Here is a 17,752-nt window from a genome sequence, read left to right on the forward strand (position 1 = left end):
GTCCAGTTAATGATTGATGATGCTTTGTTGAAATATTGCCCCGACGAAGTTTGTGATATGCGCGCTATTTGGTAATAAAAGTGAGTAAGCTTGCGATTAAATTTGCTAGTTTGATTAGCCATGATTGAAAACTGAAAAATAATGAAGCTAAGAAACCTAACTTTTTTACTGATTAGCTCTTTTGTCTCTTTCTCTTCGGTAAGTGCTATGAAATGGGAAGGATTTTGTCTGTCACATGAATCTCTTTCTCCGGGAAGTAAAATGAGCCTCAGTGCTAGCCTCGCTAACTTCGACTCCAGCGACGGTTACGGACCATCGTTGTTTTTTGAAGGTGATGAAATAGCGAAGCACGTCCCTAAGTTTCAACACAAAGTTACCCTACCAACTGGCAGTGAGATTTTCGAGAACCTAATGGTGAACCTCACCAAAAGTGATTTTGAAATTCCCGCTCTTGGTAACAAAAAGCTTAAGCAATCTAAAGAGTTGAAGTCACTATATTTCCATGAAGGAACAAGCCAATACGACTGGTTGGCATTTCAAAAGAATGCAGACGGTTATGAATATTGGGGTTCGTGTGACTCGGACTCGGGTTCAGATTATACCTGTTTGAGAAGTGCGAAAATCAATGACGTTTATGCCAGTTACTTTGTGAGCAACTATAACATTCGTCACTACCAGCAAATTGAAGCGTTTCTGGGCGACTGGCTAAATTCGCAGAGATGCAAATAGGTTTTCTAATTGCTTATTGGTACAGATACAGAGACAAAAGATAATTGAGTTGCTCGTTTATTTGTCTCTCTGGGTAGCTTTCATCTTCAATGTTCCATGGAATGAACTTGTCATGCAAAGGGAGGGCTTTGGTGTTCGCCAAAGCACTTGGGGTGAGTGCGATAAGGTAATCGTAATTCAGATGGTTACAGGAACTCAACTGCATAGCCTCGACACAACTGATGCTCTCCATATCCAGCTTTTTAAGAAGCTTTTTTGTTGTATGATCGGAATGATTGCAGGTAGCGGCATAGATATCGAAAAAGCTGCCTGCCTTTTCTTTTAAAATGGATGCAGCGAGTCCAGACCAGGCGCTTTTACCGTCACACAGAAATAGCACCCGCGGCTTTCGCCCCCCTTTATTAGGTACTTTAGCAGTTTGATTTGAGGTACTTCTTCCCTTAAATGTTAACGGGCGGCTCGGCTTTTCCATAGCGACTCTCCATATCACCAGTCACTCAACCCTAGACGTAAAATATCGAGCTCCCAAAAAAAGAATGAGCGATCTTTGATCGATCTTTCACTTCTTTTTTCTGTCAAACCATATTAATTAAAGTGTCAATTAAATGTCATTTAGCCCTCCTACTGTCTAAAACATAACCGCGATTTTCCTGGATGAAGGATGTACTGCCAGCGAGATAAGCGGGGATATGTTGAGAATGCTCGACAGAGCAAAAACACTTCAAATCCAGATTATTGGATCACAACGTTTAAATCGACTTGGAGGTTGATTGTGAAATTGAAAGCTTTGATCGCGGCGAGCTGTGCCGCAGCAGCAGTGTTCGGTGCAAGCCATGCCGCCGCTGCTTCCCGCGACTACATCAGCATCGTTGGTTCGTCTACGGTTTACCCTTTTGCAACTGTGGTTGCAGAACGCTTTGGACGTACCAGTAACTTTTCTGTACCAAAGATTGAGTCTACTGGTTCAGGCGGTGGTTTGAAGTTGTTCTGTGCAGGCGTTGGTGAAAACACACCAGACATTACTAACGCTTCTCGCAAAATTAAAAGCTCGGAAATCGAGTTGTGTGCGAAGAACGGCGTCAAAGACATCGTGGAAATCAAGATAGGCTACGACGGTATTGCCTTCGCAAACTCTAAGAAGTCTAAGCAACTGGATCTTACGTTGAAAGACATCTTCCTGGCTCTGGCGAAAGTCGTACCAGACGGCAAAGGCAACTATATCGACAACCCATACAAAACCTGGAGTCAGGTTAACCCAGCGCTTCCAAATAAGAAGATCGAAGTGCTTGGTCCTCCACCCACATCCGGTACGCGTGACGCGTTCGTAGAGTTGGCAATGGAAGGCGGTTGTAAGACATTCTCAGAAATTAAAGCTCTGAAAAAGTCAGACAAGAAAAAGTACAAGGCGATTTGTCACGGTATTCGTGAAGATGGTGCGTTCATTGAAGCGGGTGAAAATGACAACTTGATCGTTCAGAAACTGGAAGCGAACCCAGCGGCATTCGGTATCTTTGGTTTCAGCTTCCTGGATCAAAACTCAGACAAGGTTCAGGGTTCGAAAATCGCAGGCGTAACGCCAACGTTTAATGCCATTGGCGACGGTTCTTACCCTGTTTCACGCTCTTTGTACTTCTACGTGAAGAAAGCGCATGAGAAAGTGATTCCTGGCCTTAAAGACTATGTTCGTGCCTTCACTTCAGAAGATGCAATTGGCGATGAAGGTTATCTGGCAGACCGCGGATTAATCCCGTTGTCTGCAAGAGACTGGAAAGTAGTACGTAACGGAGCCATGGATCTGACTCCGAACCTGTAGTCACTCCAAACGAGGAAGGAGATGTTCTCCTTCCTCTAATTTCAGGAGTTGTAGTATGGATACTTCGACACTGGTTGTCGTTTTGCTCACGCTCACTGCCGTAGCATTTTATCTGGCCCGCCAACGTTCGTTGGCCGTTGCATCTCAGTCAGGCGGTTTGAACAGCCTTCATTCTCGTCCGGCTTATTACGGTTCTTATGCTGCTGCGCTTGCCGCAGTACCTGCCCTTATATTACTGGTTATCTGGCAAAGCCTAGAGCCAACTCTGGTTTCCTCTCTGGTCATGGCACAAGTCCCGAGCGAAACTATTAAACAGATAGGGTCCGAGAGCCTGGCATTTAGTCAGGTGGTGAACATCGCCCGAGGCATTACGCCTTCGGAAGATGCAGCGATGCTAAGTGCTGCCGAGCATTACCAAAGCCTGAACGCCACAGGGAATACGTTGCGGGTTGTTGCGATTCTGTCTGTGACGTTGCTGGGTTTAGCCTATGGCTGGCGTGCAGTAAGACCCAAACTCAAGGCAAGAAATCACGTAGAGAAGATGCTGCAAATCTTCCTGCTGTTCTGTTCGACTTTAGCCATTCTGACCACCGCAGGGATCGTGTTGTCGGTGCTGTTTGAAGCAGTGAGATTCTTCCAGATTATTCCGGCGACAGATTTTATTTTCGGTCTGGAATGGTCGCCGCAAATCGCTTTGCGTGCGGATCAGGAAGGAGCGAGTGGGGCATTTGGCGCTATTCCGCTGTTTACCGGAACATTGATGATTTCCTTTATCGCCATGTGTATTGCCGCACCCGTTGGATTGATGAGTGCAATCTATCTGGCGGAATATGCAGATGCGCGAGTAAGAAACATTGTAAAACCCGTTCTGGAAATATTGGCCGGTATTCCCACTGTTGTTTATGGTTTTTTCGCGGCTTTAACTGCTGCTCCTTTCATTCGAGACATTGCTCATGGGATTGGCATCTCCAGTGCTTCATCAGAAAGTGCTTTAGCAGCGGGGGTAGTGATGGGAGTGATGATCATACCTTTTGTCTCTTCTTTGTCTGACGACGTGATCACCGCAGTGCCCCAGTCTCTCAGAGACGGATCTTTAGGCTTAGGGGCAACCAAATCGGAAACGATTCGTCACGTGGTAGTACCCGCAGCATTGCCGGGTGTGGTAGGTGGATTATTGCTTGCTGTATCACGTGCCATTGGCGAGACCATGATAGTGGTGATGGCAGCAGGGTTGTCTGCCAACCTGACTGCAAACCCTCTCGATTCGGTTACGACAGTAACGGTGCAGATAGTGACTCTGCTGGTGGGGGACCAAGAGTTCGACAGCCCCAAAACACTGGCTGCATTTGCTCTGGGTTTAACCTTATTTGTTGTCACCTTAGCGCTGAACTTTGTCGCCCTGAGAATTGTGAAGAAGTATAGGGAACAATATGACTGATCAATTACAACGTATCTCAAGTATCAAAAAAGAGCGAATCCAGTCGGGTTTAGCCGGACGCCTTGGGCGTGAAAGCCGTTTTAAGGCTTACGGTATTACTTCGATATCACTGGCATTCAGCTTTCTTTTCGTGCTGATTTTTTCCATTGTGAGTGAAGGCTACACCGCTTTTTATACCACAGAAATAAAACTTGAAGTGACGCTGTCACACGAAAGACTAAGAATTGAAGACGGTGATCTCTCTGAAGAGGCGCTCTTTAGTGCCAGTTACCGAAACGTTCTGCGTGATGCGATAAAAGCAGCACTACCAGACGTTGAATCAAGACGAGAACGTCGCGCACTCTATCGATTTATATCAAATGGAGCGGAATACGATCTGCGTGACCGAGTGCTCGCCGATTCCTCTTTAGTAGGTCAAACCATCACATATTACGCCTTGGCAGGTGACAACGTTAATCAGTTTAACAAGGGGAATATTGATGCGAGATTACCGGAAGACGAGCGCCAGTTCAAAAACAAAGACATTGAATGGTTTAGCGAGTTAAAGGCTCAAGGGCGTATCAATACCACGTTTAATACCAACTTTTTCACCAATGGTGACAGTCGGGATCCAGAACTTGCTGGGATCTGGGGGGCGACAGTGGGTTCATTCTTTACCTTGCTGATTACTCTGGCTCTGAGTTTTCCAATTGGTGTATCGGCGGCAATATATCTGGAAGAGTTTGCTCCTAAAAATCGGGTGACCGAACTGATTGAAGTCAATATCAATAATCTGGCCGCCGTGCCCTCTATCGTATTTGGTTTACTGGGTTTGGCGATCTTTCTGAATTTTGCTGACCTGCCACGTTCTGCCCCTCTGGTTGGTGGCTTGGTGCTTACCCTTATGACGTTGCCGACCATCATTATTTCCAGTCGTGCGGCTATCAAAGCTGTGCCTCCGTCTATTCGGGATGCGGCGCTTGGAGTTGGGGCATCCAAAATGCAGATGGTCATGCATCATGTGCTGCCTCTCGCTATGCCGGGAATGCTGACCGGGACCATTATTGGGATGGCCCAGGCGCTTGGTGAAACCGCACCGCTACTTATGATCGGCATGGTGGCGTTTATTGTGGATATTCCGTCAGGGCCGATGGATGCCGCAACTGCACTTCCTGTGCAGATATATTTATGGGCTGAAAACCCCGAAAAAGGATTTGTCGAAAACACCTCTGGCGCAATCATGGTGCTGCTGGCGTTTCTGGCATTCATGAATGCATGCGCGGTTGTGATGCGCAAACGCTTAGAGCGTCGTTGGTAGGAGATAGAATTATGGTTACGACAACAGTAGACGCAATGGATGGTTCTGGCATGGAAAAAGCCCATCCGCCAGAACATGCGGCAGCGCCAGACAGAACCATTGGCATTCCGCTGGTTGATAACCCGAGAATGTCGGCACGCGACGTCCATGTGGACTACGAATTTGGCGCAAAGCCAGCGATTCGTGAAGTGAGCCTGGATATTGCTGAGAGAGAAGTATTGGCGATGATTGGCCCTTCTGGATGTGGTAAATCCACTTTCCTGCGCTGCCTGAACCGCATGAACGATACGGTGCCCGGATGCATGGTCAAAGGCTCCATCACATTAGACGGCAACAATATCTACGATAAGAGCGTTGAAACGGTAGAGCTGCGCTCTCAGGTAGGCATGGTGTTCCAACGCCCGAATCCGTTTCCAAAATCCATATACGATAACGTTGCTTATGGCCCAAAAATCCATGGTTTGGTAGACGATAAAGATCAACTGGACGAACTGGTTCAGCAATCTTTAGAGCGCGCTGGGTTGTGGGCAGAAATCAAAGATCGTCTCGACCAGCCGGCAACTGGCTTATCTGGTGGGCAGCAACAACGTTTGTGCATTGCGCGAACTATTTCAATTGCACCAGAAGTTATCCTGATGGACGAACCCTGTTCAGCGCTGGATCCTATTGCGACGGGTATTATTGAAGAACTGATTGAAGAGTTAAAAAACAACTTCAGTATTGTGATTGTTACCCACTCGATGCAACAGGCCTCGCGGGTTTCGGATCGTACTGCTTATTTCCACCTTGGAAATTTGGTGGAAGTGAACTCCACAAAACGCGTCTTCGAGCAACCAGAACATGTGTTAACCCAAGACTACATCGGCGGTCGATTTGGTTAACTCCGCCCGTCAGTAAAAATGAAAAAGGAGCCTCGGCTCCTTTTTTGATGATTAGGTGGCATGGGAGAGGGTTAGAGGCTTTCACCCATGTTGATTTGATAGCTTAGATCGATGACAGGTTCAGAGATAGGTTCCCCGGCAAGTCGTTTTAGTAGGTGAGTAGCAGCCTGAATGCCGATCTCTTCACGTGGCGTTATTACAGTGGCCAGTTTTGGAGTCATCGCCTGGCTAATATCATGACCATGAAATCCTGCAATTCCTATCTGATCTGGCACGCTGATGCCTTGTCGAATGCACTCGTAAAATGCTCCAATTGCCAAGTCATCGTTGGTGCAGAATATACCATCGGTATCTGAATTACTTTTTAACGTTTGCTTTAACAGCTCTGCGCCCAGTGTGAAGGAAGAGGCAGACTCGGTTTGCAATTCCAAAGGTTCTAAACCAGCCTCTTGCATTGCTTCTCTGTAACCAGCCATTTTTAATTGGGTTCTTCGATCCATTCGAGCTGCAAAATACGCAATATTCTTACGACCAGAATCGATCATAGCTTTCGTCATAGATTTAGCGGCTTGATGATTGTTGAAACCTACAGCTTGCTGGAGTCGCTCTGAAACACTATCCATAATTTCGATAACCGGAATGGAAGCGACTTCCAGCATCTTTTTGGCTTTTGGGGTATGTTCGTTTTCAGAGAGAATCATCGCGTCCACGTTGTAAGAGAGTAGCGATGCAATATTCTGTTCTTCTACTTCGGCGCTATAGCCGTAGTGAGCAATCATAGTCTGATAGCCAGCAGGCGCAGTAATTTGCTCAATTCCGCGAATAACCTCGGCAAAAACCTGATTGGTCAAAGATGGAACAAGTACGCCAATGGCTTTGCTTTTGGCATTAGAAAGAATATCTGGTGCACGATTAGGAATATATCCTAACTCTTCAACGGCTTGCTGAATTTTGACACTGAGTTTTTCAGAAACCTGAGAAGGGTCGCGTAAGCAGCGGCTGACAGTCATCTTAGTGACCCCAACTAAATCCGCGACATCCTGTAGTGTTGGCCGTTTTTTCTTCACTGGTTATCACTTAACGAATATTTCATGTTACTGGTAACAGTCTATCCGCATACCTAGGCGACCTCAAGATTTAGAATTCAAAGCGTTATATGCTTTCTATTCTGAGATGACCATTGATACATCCAAGTGATTTTTAGATTCGAAAGATTAGGGTATCTCTACTTCTTGCCTATTTTCTAACTCCCAAGTCAAATGAAAGGTTTTGGATTCAGTTTCATCCACTCTCTGGTATCCATGAGCACCAAAATAATCTCGCTGAGCCTGCAATAGATTTGCGGGCAGAACGCTACAACACATACTGTCGAAATAATTCAGAGAAGAAGTTAAAACAGGGGTGGGAATTGCACTTTCGATAGCAAACCCAATGGTTTTTCTCCATCTGACTTCCCTTGCTTCGATAAGCTTCTTAATATCCGAGGCTAGCATAAGGTTTTCAAGGACTGGGTCTTGATTATAGACGTTTGAGATTAACCTTAGGATCTCTGCTCTGATAATACAGCCTGCTCGCCAGATATTGGCAATACCAGCGAAATTTAAATCCCAGTTTTGTTCTAAAGCGGCAGTTCTAATCAGGTCAAACCCCTGAGCGTAAATAGCAATTTTGGCACACAACAGAGCATCACCTAGAGTTTGAACAGTAAGAGATCGCTCGGGACTTTTCAGTTTCTGTTTAAGGTAGTTTTTTTGGAATGAAGCCCTAAGAGGTTTTCTCGCACTGATTGCTCGAGCGAACACGGCTTCCGATAGACTAGGTGCAGGGCACCCGAGCTCTAAACTGTTGACTGCTGTCCATAACCCGGTGCCTTTTTGTTGAGCGGTGTCCAGTACCATATCAACAAATGGCTGGCCACTTTTGGGGTCATTCTGACGAAGGATGTCTGCGCTGATTTCAAGCAAATAGCTCGATAGGGTGGTGTGTGACCACTGTTCAAATGTGTCAGCGATTTCGTTTGTTGTGAGCCCCATACCGTCCTTCATCAACTGGTAGGCTTCACAGACAAGTTGCATGTCGGCGTATTCAATTCCGTTGTGAACCATCTTTACATAATGACCCGACCCAACAGGTCCAATGTATTCACAGCAAGGGGAAACGTTGGAGTTGACATTAAGTGTGACGCTGTCACTACATTTTGCTGAAATTGACTGCAAAATTGGACGCACAAACTCCCAAACTTGTTTGTCACCGCTTGGCATTAACGAAGGTCCAAATCTCGCACCTTGCTCGCCTCCGGAAACAGCAGTAGTAAAAAACTTAACTTTTCCGCTATAACGAACTTCACGAGAGCAGGAGTCAGTCCACAGGCTGTTGCCCGTATCAATGACAATATCTTCATTCGTTAATTCAGCCTGAATAAGAGCTTGGACAACATCATCTACGATGTGACCAGCTGGAACTGATAGAAAGACGATTCTCGGGCTTTTGCTTTGAGCAACCAGTGCTTGAAAGCTATGAGCGGGGACGAAGCCCGTTAGGTTATCTAAAGTGCGAGCCTCACGGTGCGTTTTAGCGATATTCTCTGCATTTCGATCAAATCCTACTACGGAGTATCCATTATCTATTAGGTTAAGCGTCAGGCTTTTACCCATTACGCCCAATCCAACCATACAGATACTTGAATCTTGTTGGGTCATTGCATCTCTCCACGGATTTTTTTTATTTGTGCCAGCGCCGATTCCAGAACCTCATCAGCGCTCACAGATACATCAATAACAATGGCTTCGCCTGGCTTGGGTTCAACTAAAGTAGAAAATTGACTTTCCAACATCTGCCTGCCATTGAAATAATGGTTTGATCTGCTCTTGTGACGTGACCAGATAGTGTTAAAACTGCCTTGTAAGTAAACAATGGTGACATCTTCGTTGTTGGTCCGAAGAATGTCTCTGTAATCTGGCTTTAAAGCCGAGCAGGCAATGACGGCGTTGTCGTGAGAAACAAATAATTTGTTCAACGAATGCAGCCAGCCGAATCGATCTTCATCGGATAGTGGAATGCCTTGCTGCATTTTTTCAATGTTGGCTGCGCTGTGGTAGTCGTCACCGTCGAAAAATTTGAGGTTAAGCGTTTCTGCAAGCCTTTTTCCAATTAGGCTTTTACCACATCCCGATACACCCATAACCAGTATTTTTTTGGTATTCATTCAACATGTTTCCTTAACGCCAGATCGACATCTGGCGTTGATATTATTCTTAAATCTATTGCCACCAAAGGGCCAGTTGTGGAAAGGCGATAACCAGAATTAGAGCCAGAATCTGTAGTCCAATGAATGGGAGAAGAGAAGTGAAAATTTCTCCGAGACTGATGTCCTTTGGTGCTACTGACTTCAAGTAAAATGCTGCGGGTCCGAATGGCGGGGACAAGAATGAAACCTGCATATTAAGGCAGAAAACTACACCAAACCAAATTGGATCGTAACCCAAGCTGTTAATGATTGGTACGAAGATTGGCATGGTGAGCAAAGCAACGCCTACCCAATCTAAGAACATGCCCAATACTAGGAGGATGACCATCATAATCAGCAAAGTTACAGTTGGGTTACCCCCACTGAGTGACAGAATGGTTTCCTCGACGAAGTCGATTCCCCCCATTAGGTTGTACACTCCAACCAAAGCAGATGCGCCTATTCCGATCCACATTATCATACCGCAGGTGCGCATTGTCGCGATTGCACTTTCCTTTAACATGGTTATGGACATCTCTTTTCGGACAATGGCGCTGATCATAATACCGACGACACCAAGGGCCGAAGCTTCAGTAACGGAAGCTACGCCGGTATAGATGCTTCCAAGAACGGTAGCAACTGAAAGAAGAGGGAAGAATAGAGCTTTAAAATAATTTGGCGTATCGGCATGATCTTGCTCTAATTCTTCAGCACTTGGCAACGGCGCAAGACTAGGGTTGAGCTTACATCGCACCAATACATAAATAATGTAGAAAGAAGCCAGCATGAAAGCGGGTACGAATGATGCTTTGAACAGGTCACCAATAGACACGCTTGCCGTCAAACCATAGATGATCAAAACGATGCTTGGAGGAAGCATTGTGCCTAATGCCCCACCAGCACAAGTAGTGCCGATAGCGAGTTTTCTGTCATAACCCAAGCGAAGCATTTGCGGCAAAGCCAAAATACCCAAGAGTACGGTTTCACCGCCAATTACACCTGACATTGAAGCAAGCAGTACCGCAACAAAAAGAGTTTGAACTGCAACACCTCCTCGCACTTTTCGCCCCACTGACTTCATGGCATCGAAGAGATCTTTAGCTATACCTGAACGGTCTAGCAGCGCTGCCATCAAAACAAACATTGGTACAGCTAAGAAAATATAACCGTCGACAAACCCATACATTCGGCTAGTTACTAAGGGGAGGGCATCTATACCAAACCATCCCAAGGTAAAAAATAGGGCGACAAAACCAGTAACAAACGCAAGCTGCATACCAGTTAGAAGCAGGGCAATCATGATGGCGAGCATCAACAGACTGCCCCAGCCAATTCCAATCGAAGACAATTCAAACATGATCACGCTTCCTTAAACCGATGATTTCAGCGATCAAGTGCAAAATAAACTGCAACGTTAGTACGCACAGAGCGACAAAAATAATACCTTTCAGTAACGCAGGGTAAGGAGGATTCAGAGAGGATCCAGAAGTTTCGAGCCGAAACTCTCCCCAAGGTGCAAACCAGGCTTCAGAAGCCATAATATAAGCGGCGTAAGCCATCATCCCCGCGAAACATAACCCCACAATGTGGTGAACAATATTGAGGTATTGGCGAGTTCTAGGGGAAACGTGGTCGTAGATCAAAACCACACGGACATGTCGGTTCATCGCGAAGGCATATAATCCACCAATAACAAAGAGTGAACCACCTAAAAAGGAAGCGGTTTCATGAACCCATGTGGTTGGTGAATTGAAAACGTAGCGCATCAATACTTCATAGAAAGAAATGGCTACGGTAAAAATAAACAAAAGGCTTAGCAGGTTACCGATTTTTATAATCCAGCGATCAAGTGCATTTTTGGGTGCATCGTCGGTGGCGAATTCGTTTTCGGGCGATTTCATACAGCAAAAATTCCACGTTTAAAAACGTTTCAAAAAAAGCAAGCAGGACCAAGGTCTGCTTGCCCATTGTGATTACAGCAGACCGTTGTTTTCCAAGAACGTGGTGACTGAGTCATAGACTTTTTGTGCGTTAGGAGATCGTTTGGCAAATACCTCCCACTGGCTCTTCGCTATCTCACGGAATTTCTTACGCTCTTCTGCTGACCAATCGTGAATGGTGATTTTTGGGTTGGCAGATGCTTCTTTGACCGCTGCCTGATCAGCAATCTTCAATTGAGTCGTCATATCATAAGAAAAATCTCGAACCGATGTTTTCAAAATAGTTTGCAGATCTTCTGGCATCTTCTTCCAAACTTTCTGGCTAACGGAAATATCGATAAGTGGCAAAGAGTGGAAGCCTGGCTGCACAGGATGAGTAGCTACATCATTCATCCCTGCTTTCTGGTTAGTGGAAAATACGGTGTAATCTGCTGCATCAATAACGCCTTTACTCAAACCAGTAAAGACTTCAGACCCAGGTAAATTAACAGGTGTTGCCCCGGCAGCTGCGAATACTTGTTGCACCAATCCTTCAGGTGCACGAAGTTTAAGACCTTTCAGATCCGCCACTCCATTTAGCGGCACTTTTGATACAAACGACTCTACGCCTGTAGTAGATGCACCCACAAATTGAACACCATAAGGGGCGTACAACTCAGTCATAAGCTCATTGCCACCACCATAGTTCATGTATTGCAAAAGCTGAGTAGTATCGGACCAGGCTCCTACCATGTTTCCAATGAGACCAAATGCAGGGTCCTTACCCGAGAAATAGCCAGTTGCCGTTACATGTCCATCCAGAATACCAATCTTAATGGCGTTAAGGGTTTCCGTATGTTTCACAACAGCGCCAACGGGCAAAAGATCAATATCAATTCTGCCATTGGACATTTTTTCTACTCTTTCAACCCATTCCTGCTGAACTTGAAAGTTCTTGTCGCCGGAAGGGTCTGAAGACTGAATCTTGAGATTGAAATCAGCAGCAAATACGGTTGAAGACATAGCTGCTACAACAAAGGTAGAGATGAGCGTTTTAGGTAGTGTTTTCATTAAGGACGTCCCTTTTTAGTTTCACATATGTCCCGGCTATTGTTGTAATGTTACCGGTAACGTTGTGATAAAAATGTTACCGGTAACGTAATGTGGTTGTCTTTGAAGTAGATCACATTGGTTAAAATTTAGCTCAATCTCTTAACTACCGATAATTTTATCTATACTCAAAACAGTGCGTAATTCTGAGCTGATTAGAAAAAATGAGCATTTTAAATAACAGAAAAGACAAAATGCTAAGAGTGTCGATGATTGTTTTAGCGCTTCTTGTGGTGCTAGTGATTTGGGCAACGAGTTCCCTGATTCGGCTGAACATCAAAGCGGAAGAAACGATTTCACTTTCTGAGAAGCGAACAGAGGCTATTTTAATGGCGACGTCTTCTTTAAATCAGTTGGAAACAGAGCTGATACAGCTCGTAGCCGTTAATGATGAGGAACGGATACGCGAAAGTGCTGATGCCTCAATACTCGCCAGTGAAGCACTGGAAGAGTCGATTAATAATCTGAATCAGCAAATGCCTGATCACCAGGAAGTGAAATGGCTATTGATTCTGGTGAAAGAGATGATCCCGGAGCGGATGGAAATCATCGCTCTAGCAAAGAGAAATTCGGACGCTATTGCTTTAGAACTGATTAACTACATGTCACCGAAAACAACGGAAGTTACCGACATTCTGACAAGTCTGGTTCAGGACGACCAGAAGTACATCAATGCATTACTGAGAGACATTCGGCAACGGGAATATACAACGTTGGTGATCATTCTTTTCATGATGGTAGCCGGCGTTGTTGTTTTGGTTTCGGTGATCAATCGTCTCGGTAAAACGTCTAAAGAGCTCGATGAACTGAATCTTCACCTCGAAGAACAAGTACAGAAAAGAACCAAGCAACTTGAAGATTCGTTTGAGGAATTGACAGACAACATTTTTGCTCTGGAAGAGACTCAGGCAAAACTGGTGGAATCAGAAAAAATGGTCTCGCTCGGTGTTTTGGTAAAAGGCGTTGCGCACGAACTAAATACACCCATTGGTATTTGCATTACATCTTCGTCCCACTTACGTGAAAAGGTGAAGAGCTTTAATGATCAATTGTCTAAAGGAAAGCTCACCAAAAAGAGTTGTGAGCTGTTAGTTGAGAATGCGGCGTCTTGCCTTGAGATGGTGGAGGAGAACCTAGAGAAATCGTCTCAACTCATCCAGTGTTTTAAAAAGATTGCCATAGAACAGGAAGAAGCCCGTGAAGATGCGGTAATGGTGAAGGAGCTGGTTGAAGATATTGTCACCAGTAACGGATTCTCGTCATCCGATAACGTTGAAATTGCGATAGAAGGGCAGGCGGGGATTTCGGCGTTTGTTTCCAGAGAGGCGCTGTGCGATGTGCTCAACAATCTGATAGAAAATGCTATCTGTCACTCTCAGGAACAATGCGATAAACACAGGATAGAAGTTGATACTCAGATCATCGGGACGGATATTCGAATCGCAATTTCAGATAAGGGCAAAGGAATTGAGCAGGAAGATTTGCCTAAGATATTTGACCCGTTTTTTACGACCCAAAGAGGCAAGGGGAGAAATGGTCTAGGGCTAGCGGTTGTATATAATCTGGTCACTCATTTGCTTGAAGGGAAAATCAACTGCCAAAGTGAACCAGGCCAAGGCACAACTTTTGAGGTGATTTTCCCTTACAAACCGGCAATTTAGCGTGAGATTGCATCCTTATCAACATAGAGCTTGTCCCCAAGCCTGGTTTCTACCAACAAATACCCTTTATTTGGGAACGCCTTCACTATTTCTACCTTACGTTTACGTTCTAGAACGCGGCAATCATCAGGAAGGTTGGTTGTTTTCTTAACGGCTTTTCTTTTCATGAACTTTTGCATGGCAGCGTTGTTTTCACATACAACCCGATTTTTGGGAATCGAGATGTCTGCCAGAGCATTAGCAGAGACAAATAGAGTTAGAGCAAACACACAGACTTTCTTCATGACTTTAATCCTGAATCTTAGAATAGCCCTAATAGTATAGCGTTCCATATAAAAGTAAAGCGAATCGTGATTGAGAAACGAGAGAAAATGTTTCATATGCGGGAATCACATTCGTGTAAGTAAGTGAAATATAGATAAATGTACCAAACTTATGGGTAAGGGTTCTGTAACTGTTTGTTATTTAACAATAGATCGGCAATGAGTTATGCCAAAAATAGATATTTAGAAATGTAACAAAGTGTTATAATCTGTATCTTGAGGTTTCAATGTGCCTCATAAACAATTTGTAATTGCTGCCCAATTTGGGCGGCGCACATTCTATTAGATGTCGTTTCTTATCTGAAGGAATTTATGGCTGGTTTAAGTCTTTTAACGTTGTTGGATGATATCGCTACTGTTTTGGATGATGTGGCAGTCATGTCAAAAGTAGCAGCAAAGAAAACCGCAGGGGTACTGGGAGATGACCTTGCTTTAAACGCTCAACAGGTATCTGGTGTAAGAGCTGAGCGTGAGATCCCTGTTGTCTGGTCGGTCGCAAAAGGGTCTTTTAAGAATAAGCTGATCTTGGTGCCTGCTGCATTAGTAATCAGCTCTGTAGCACCTTGGCTTATTACACCACTGTTGCTCATTGGTGGTTTGTTTCTGTGTTATGAAGGGGCAGAAAAGGTAATAGAGAAGCTCTTTCAACATAATGATGAGGAAGAACCTACCTCTATATCCGAGCACGTAGAAAACCTGGAAGAGTACGAGCGAAAGAAGATATCTGGTGCGATTCGGACGGATTTTATTCTATCAGCAGAAATTATCGTGATAGCACTGGGTACGGTTCAGGAAAGCCCGTTTATGACTCAGGTTCTGGTCGTCAGTGTGATAGCACTGCTGATGACGATTGGCGTGTATGGCTTAGTTGCAGGGATCGTCAAGCTGGATGACCTTGGTTTCTATCTGCAAAGAAAAGGGGAGTTTCTTTCTGCCATCGGAGACGGGCTTGTTGCATTTGCGCCCAAGCTTATGCATACATTGACGGTAGTCGGTACTCTGGCGATGTTCTTGGTCGGCGGTGGTATCGTGGTACACGGAGTGCCTGTTGTTCATCACTTGATCGAATCGCTGATTATGTCGATCCCGTCGATTCCATTTATTAACGGGTTCCTGCCTACACTGCTCAATGGGATGGCAGGCTTCATCGCAGGTCTGTTTGTGGTGTTCATTATGACCATAGTAAGCAAAATGCGGGCTTCCTAGAGAAACACTAGGAAACCATTTTTACAGTAATTCCAAAGCGCAGCTATCCGGCTGCGCTTTTTCTATTCTTATCCTGCCTCCGAGACGTAATTCAAGATCCATAAGTGATCTCTCCCTTATAAAAAGCGCTCCAATAATGAGACGCGTGTTTCAGCAATAAGAGTTGGTTGTTTAGTGAACAAAAAGTTCTCGATCAATTTATTAACAAAATGCATTAATGCTATTAACGCAAACATCAGATGTTTAAGGTCATCTTATGAATGAGCTTTCTTACTACAACTTAAAACAAATAGCAGGCTTAACGCCAAGTTTGGCAAGTCAGGTGGCAAGGGAAATAGGTCGTCGCATTGTGTCGGGCTTATACAAACCGGGGGAACTTCTGGAAGAAGAAGGGGCACTGGCAGAACGCTATCAGGTGAGTCGGTCTAGTGTTCGGGACGCCATTAAGATCCTTGTCGGCAAAGGTCTGCTGGAAGTACGGCGCGGAATTGGCACAAAAGTTCGTGCTCGTAATGACTGGGGATTGCTGGACGACGACGTATTGGCTTGGTATCAGGCAACGCCTCCAACCGATGAGTTCTTGTCTCAACTGATGGAAGTCAGGGTGATCTTTGAACCTCAGGCGGCTTACTGGGCGGCACAACGTGCCACGGAAGAAGACTTAAACAATATCAAGCACGCCATTGAAGCGATGGAAAAAGAAACGAGTTCGACAGAAGACTTTGTGTTCGCCGATGCTCAGTTTCACCGCTCCATTTTGCGTGCCACTCATAACGAGTTTTTAGGTGCTCTTGAAGGCATCATTTTTTCAGCGCTGCTAAGCAGTATTCGGCTGACCAATACCGACCCAAGAGAAAACGAATCGTCCATCCCGTTCCATCGCGAAGTTTACGAACTGATCGCTAAAGGGGATGGGGAAGAAGCGAAGAATCGCATGCTGAATTTGCTGGTGGATGCCAGCGACAGGCTTAAGGACAGATTAGAAGCAAACACTAAGTGATGTTCTAAAACGGTTCGCTCACAAGAGCGATTGGGCTGTAACAAAGGGAAATGAACAGCAGGAGTAAAACATGATTAGGAACGTGAAAACCAAAGCGATGATTTCAATGGCAACTCTGGCGTCTGCTTTCGCCATGAGCAGCACACCTGTGCTGGCAGAAGATTTTGTCGCCATGCTGCTACCAGAAAACGTGAACCCTCGTTGGGAAAGTCAGGATGCGCACTTTTTTGTGCAGGCAATGAAACAGATTTCTCCAGACACCAAAGTGGAAGTGTTCAATGCCAACAACGATACCGCGACACAGCAGCGTCAGGCTGAGCAAGCATTAACCCGTGGTGCAAAAGTGCTTGTGGTGATTCCAATTGATGGTGAGTCCGCAGCAATCATTGCCGATTCGGCAGCGGAATCGAGCGTACCCACTATTGCTTATGACCGAATGATTCATTCAGAAAACACCAGTTTCTGGATTCAGGCATCGATGGAAAAAACCGGTGAGTCGCAAGCACAGCACATCGTCGATAACACCAAAAAAGGGGACACATTGGTGGTGCTAAAAGGGTCTCCAACTGACCCGAACGCGGCGGTGATCTTCCAAGGGCAAATGAACGTGTTGCAACCACTGTTTGACTCTGGCGAGCGTAAACTTGGGTATGAAAACTGGACTCAGGGTTGGGACCCGGCTATTGCTCGTCGTTCAATGGATCAGGCGCTCACCAAACTGGATAACAACGTGCAGGGCGTGGTGTCGTCAAACGACGGTAACGCCGCCGCTGCTATCGCATCTATGGAAGAGCAGGGAATGGCTGGCAAGGTTCCTGTGAGTGGATTAGATGCAACCGTTCAGGCGCTGCAACTGATTCTGCTTGGTCAACAGACACAATCTGTGTGGCGACCATTCGACAAAATGGCTGGTGTAACGGCTCAGGTGGTCGACAAGCTATTAGCGGGTGAAAGTGTTGATTCGCTGACATCTGGCACCGTGAAAAATGGTGTGGATGCGGACGTCTCTTTCGTTCCGGTCGAGCACTACTCGGTGGTCGGTGAAAACGGCGTGGCATACGTTATCGACAATGATCCTTCGATCAGCAAATCCGATGTATGTCAGGGCGAAGCGGCGAAAACACGTTTCTGCCAGTAGCACTCAGTTTG

17 protein-coding genes are annotated in these 17,752 nt (G+C 45.5%); 9 read left to right on the forward strand and 8 right to left on the reverse strand.

Annotated elements, in window-relative coordinates:
* The first annotated feature begins 261 nt into the window (after positions 1-261).
* Positions 262-729, forward strand: a complete 468-nt coding sequence (locus QMG91_RS22810; protein WP_281832476.1) for a hypothetical protein — start codon at positions 262-264, stop codon at positions 727-729.
* A 13-nt stretch (positions 730-742) separates the two neighbouring features.
* On the opposite strand, the gene QMG91_RS22815 is transcribed toward QMG91_RS22810, so the two are convergent.
* The gene (locus QMG91_RS22815) at positions 743-1,201 is read right to left on the reverse strand and encodes a low molecular weight phosphatase family protein (protein WP_004400361.1); all 459 of its coding nucleotides are present in this window, start codon (positions 1,199-1,201) and stop codon (positions 743-745) included.
* 300 nt (positions 1,202-1,501) lie between these two features.
* Here QMG91_RS22815 and QMG91_RS22820 point away from each other — a divergent pair, with 300 nt between their 5' ends.
* The 4 genes from QMG91_RS22820 (at position 1,502) to pstB (ending at position 6,158) form a co-directional block, all read left to right on the forward strand.
* On the forward strand, positions 1,502-2,542 hold the full coding sequence (locus QMG91_RS22820) for a PstS family phosphate ABC transporter substrate-binding protein (protein ID WP_004400362.1): 1,041 nt from the start codon (positions 1,502-1,504) through the stop codon (positions 2,540-2,542).
* A 55-nt stretch (positions 2,543-2,597) separates the two neighbouring features.
* Positions 2,598-3,980: a phosphate ABC transporter permease subunit PstC gene (pstC, locus tag QMG91_RS22825; protein WP_281832477.1), complete on the forward strand. Its 1,383-nt coding sequence runs from the start codon at positions 2,598-2,600 to the stop codon at positions 3,978-3,980.
* Positions 3,973-5,277: a phosphate ABC transporter permease PstA gene (pstA, locus tag QMG91_RS22830; RefSeq protein WP_281832478.1), complete on the forward strand. Its 1,305-nt coding sequence runs from the start codon at positions 3,973-3,975 to the stop codon at positions 5,275-5,277. The genes pstC and pstA overlap by 8 nt, the downstream gene beginning before the upstream one ends.
* Positions 5,278-5,405: 128 nt before the next feature.
* Complete coding sequence (pstB, locus tag QMG91_RS22835; RefSeq protein ID WP_281832715.1) at positions 5,406-6,158, forward strand: phosphate ABC transporter ATP-binding protein PstB; 753 nt, start codon at positions 5,406-5,408, stop codon at positions 6,156-6,158.
* Between the two features lie 71 nt (positions 6,159-6,229).
* Here pstB and gntR read toward each other — a convergent pair whose 3' ends face one another.
* The 6 genes from gntR to QMG91_RS22865 form a co-directional block, all read right to left on the reverse strand.
* A complete protein-coding gene (gene gntR / locus QMG91_RS22840; RefSeq protein WP_022599270.1) occupies positions 6,230-7,225 on the reverse strand; it encodes a gluconate operon transcriptional repressor GntR in 996 nt (331 codons plus the stop codon).
* A 147-nt stretch (positions 7,226-7,372) separates the two neighbouring features.
* Complete coding sequence (gene gndA / locus QMG91_RS22845; RefSeq protein WP_281832481.1) at positions 7,373-8,857, reverse strand: NADP-dependent phosphogluconate dehydrogenase; 1,485 nt, start codon at positions 8,855-8,857, stop codon at positions 7,373-7,375.
* On the reverse strand, positions 8,854-9,363 hold the full coding sequence (locus QMG91_RS22850) for a gluconokinase (RefSeq protein WP_022599268.1): 510 nt from the start codon (positions 9,361-9,363) through the stop codon (positions 8,854-8,856). Before QMG91_RS22850 ends, gndA begins: the two co-directional genes overlap by 4 nt.
* 55 nt (positions 9,364-9,418) lie before the next feature.
* Positions 9,419-10,741 carry a TRAP transporter large permease gene (locus tag QMG91_RS22855; RefSeq protein ID WP_022599267.1) on the reverse strand — a complete coding sequence of 441 codons (1,323 nt, stop codon included), beginning with the start codon at positions 10,739-10,741 and terminating at the stop codon, positions 9,419-9,421.
* Positions 10,734-11,285 (reverse strand): TRAP transporter small permease subunit, encoded by a 552-nt coding sequence (locus tag QMG91_RS22860; RefSeq protein ID WP_281832483.1) that lies wholly within the window; start codon positions 11,283-11,285, stop codon positions 10,734-10,736. The genes QMG91_RS22855 and QMG91_RS22860 overlap by 8 nt, the downstream gene beginning before the upstream one ends.
* A 72-nt stretch (positions 11,286-11,357) precedes the next feature.
* On the reverse strand, positions 11,358-12,374 hold the full coding sequence (locus tag QMG91_RS22865) for a TRAP transporter substrate-binding protein (protein ID WP_022561315.1): 1,017 nt from the start codon (positions 12,372-12,374) through the stop codon (positions 11,358-11,360).
* A 248-nt stretch (positions 12,375-12,622) separates the two neighbouring features.
* Here QMG91_RS22865 and QMG91_RS22870 point away from each other — a divergent pair, with 248 nt between their 5' ends.
* On the forward strand, positions 12,623-14,074 hold the full coding sequence (locus QMG91_RS22870) for a sensor histidine kinase (RefSeq protein ID WP_281832485.1): 1,452 nt from the start codon (positions 12,623-12,625) through the stop codon (positions 14,072-14,074).
* Here the strand turns inward: QMG91_RS22870 and QMG91_RS22875 are convergent.
* The gene (locus QMG91_RS22875; RefSeq protein ID WP_281832487.1) at positions 14,071-14,358 is read right to left on the reverse strand and encodes a hypothetical protein; all 288 of its coding nucleotides are present in this window, start codon (positions 14,356-14,358) and stop codon (positions 14,071-14,073) included. The two genes, QMG91_RS22870 and QMG91_RS22875, sit on opposite strands and share 4 nt — an antisense overlap.
* 351 nt (positions 14,359-14,709) lie before the next feature.
* Here QMG91_RS22875 and QMG91_RS22880 point away from each other — a divergent pair, with 351 nt between their 5' ends.
* The 3 genes from QMG91_RS22880 (at position 14,710) to QMG91_RS22890 (ending at position 17,741) form a co-directional block, all read left to right on the forward strand.
* Entirely contained in the window at positions 14,710-15,603 is an 894-nt protein-coding gene (locus tag QMG91_RS22880; protein WP_281832489.1) for a DUF808 domain-containing protein, read from the forward strand.
* Between the two features lie 256 nt (positions 15,604-15,859).
* Positions 15,860-16,603, forward strand: a complete 744-nt coding sequence (locus QMG91_RS22885) for a FadR/GntR family transcriptional regulator (RefSeq protein WP_004401398.1) — start codon at positions 15,860-15,862, stop codon at positions 16,601-16,603.
* Between the two features lie 70 nt (positions 16,604-16,673).
* A complete protein-coding gene (locus QMG91_RS22890; RefSeq protein ID WP_281832492.1) occupies positions 16,674-17,741 on the forward strand; it encodes an ABC transporter substrate-binding protein in 1,068 nt (355 codons plus the stop codon).
* Positions 17,742-17,752: the final 11 nt, after the last annotated feature.

It is taken from the genome of Vibrio nigripulchritudo, assembly GCF_027924785.1.
In the GTDB taxonomy this organism is placed as follows: domain Bacteria; phylum Pseudomonadota; class Gammaproteobacteria; order Enterobacterales; family Vibrionaceae; genus Vibrio; species Vibrio nigripulchritudo.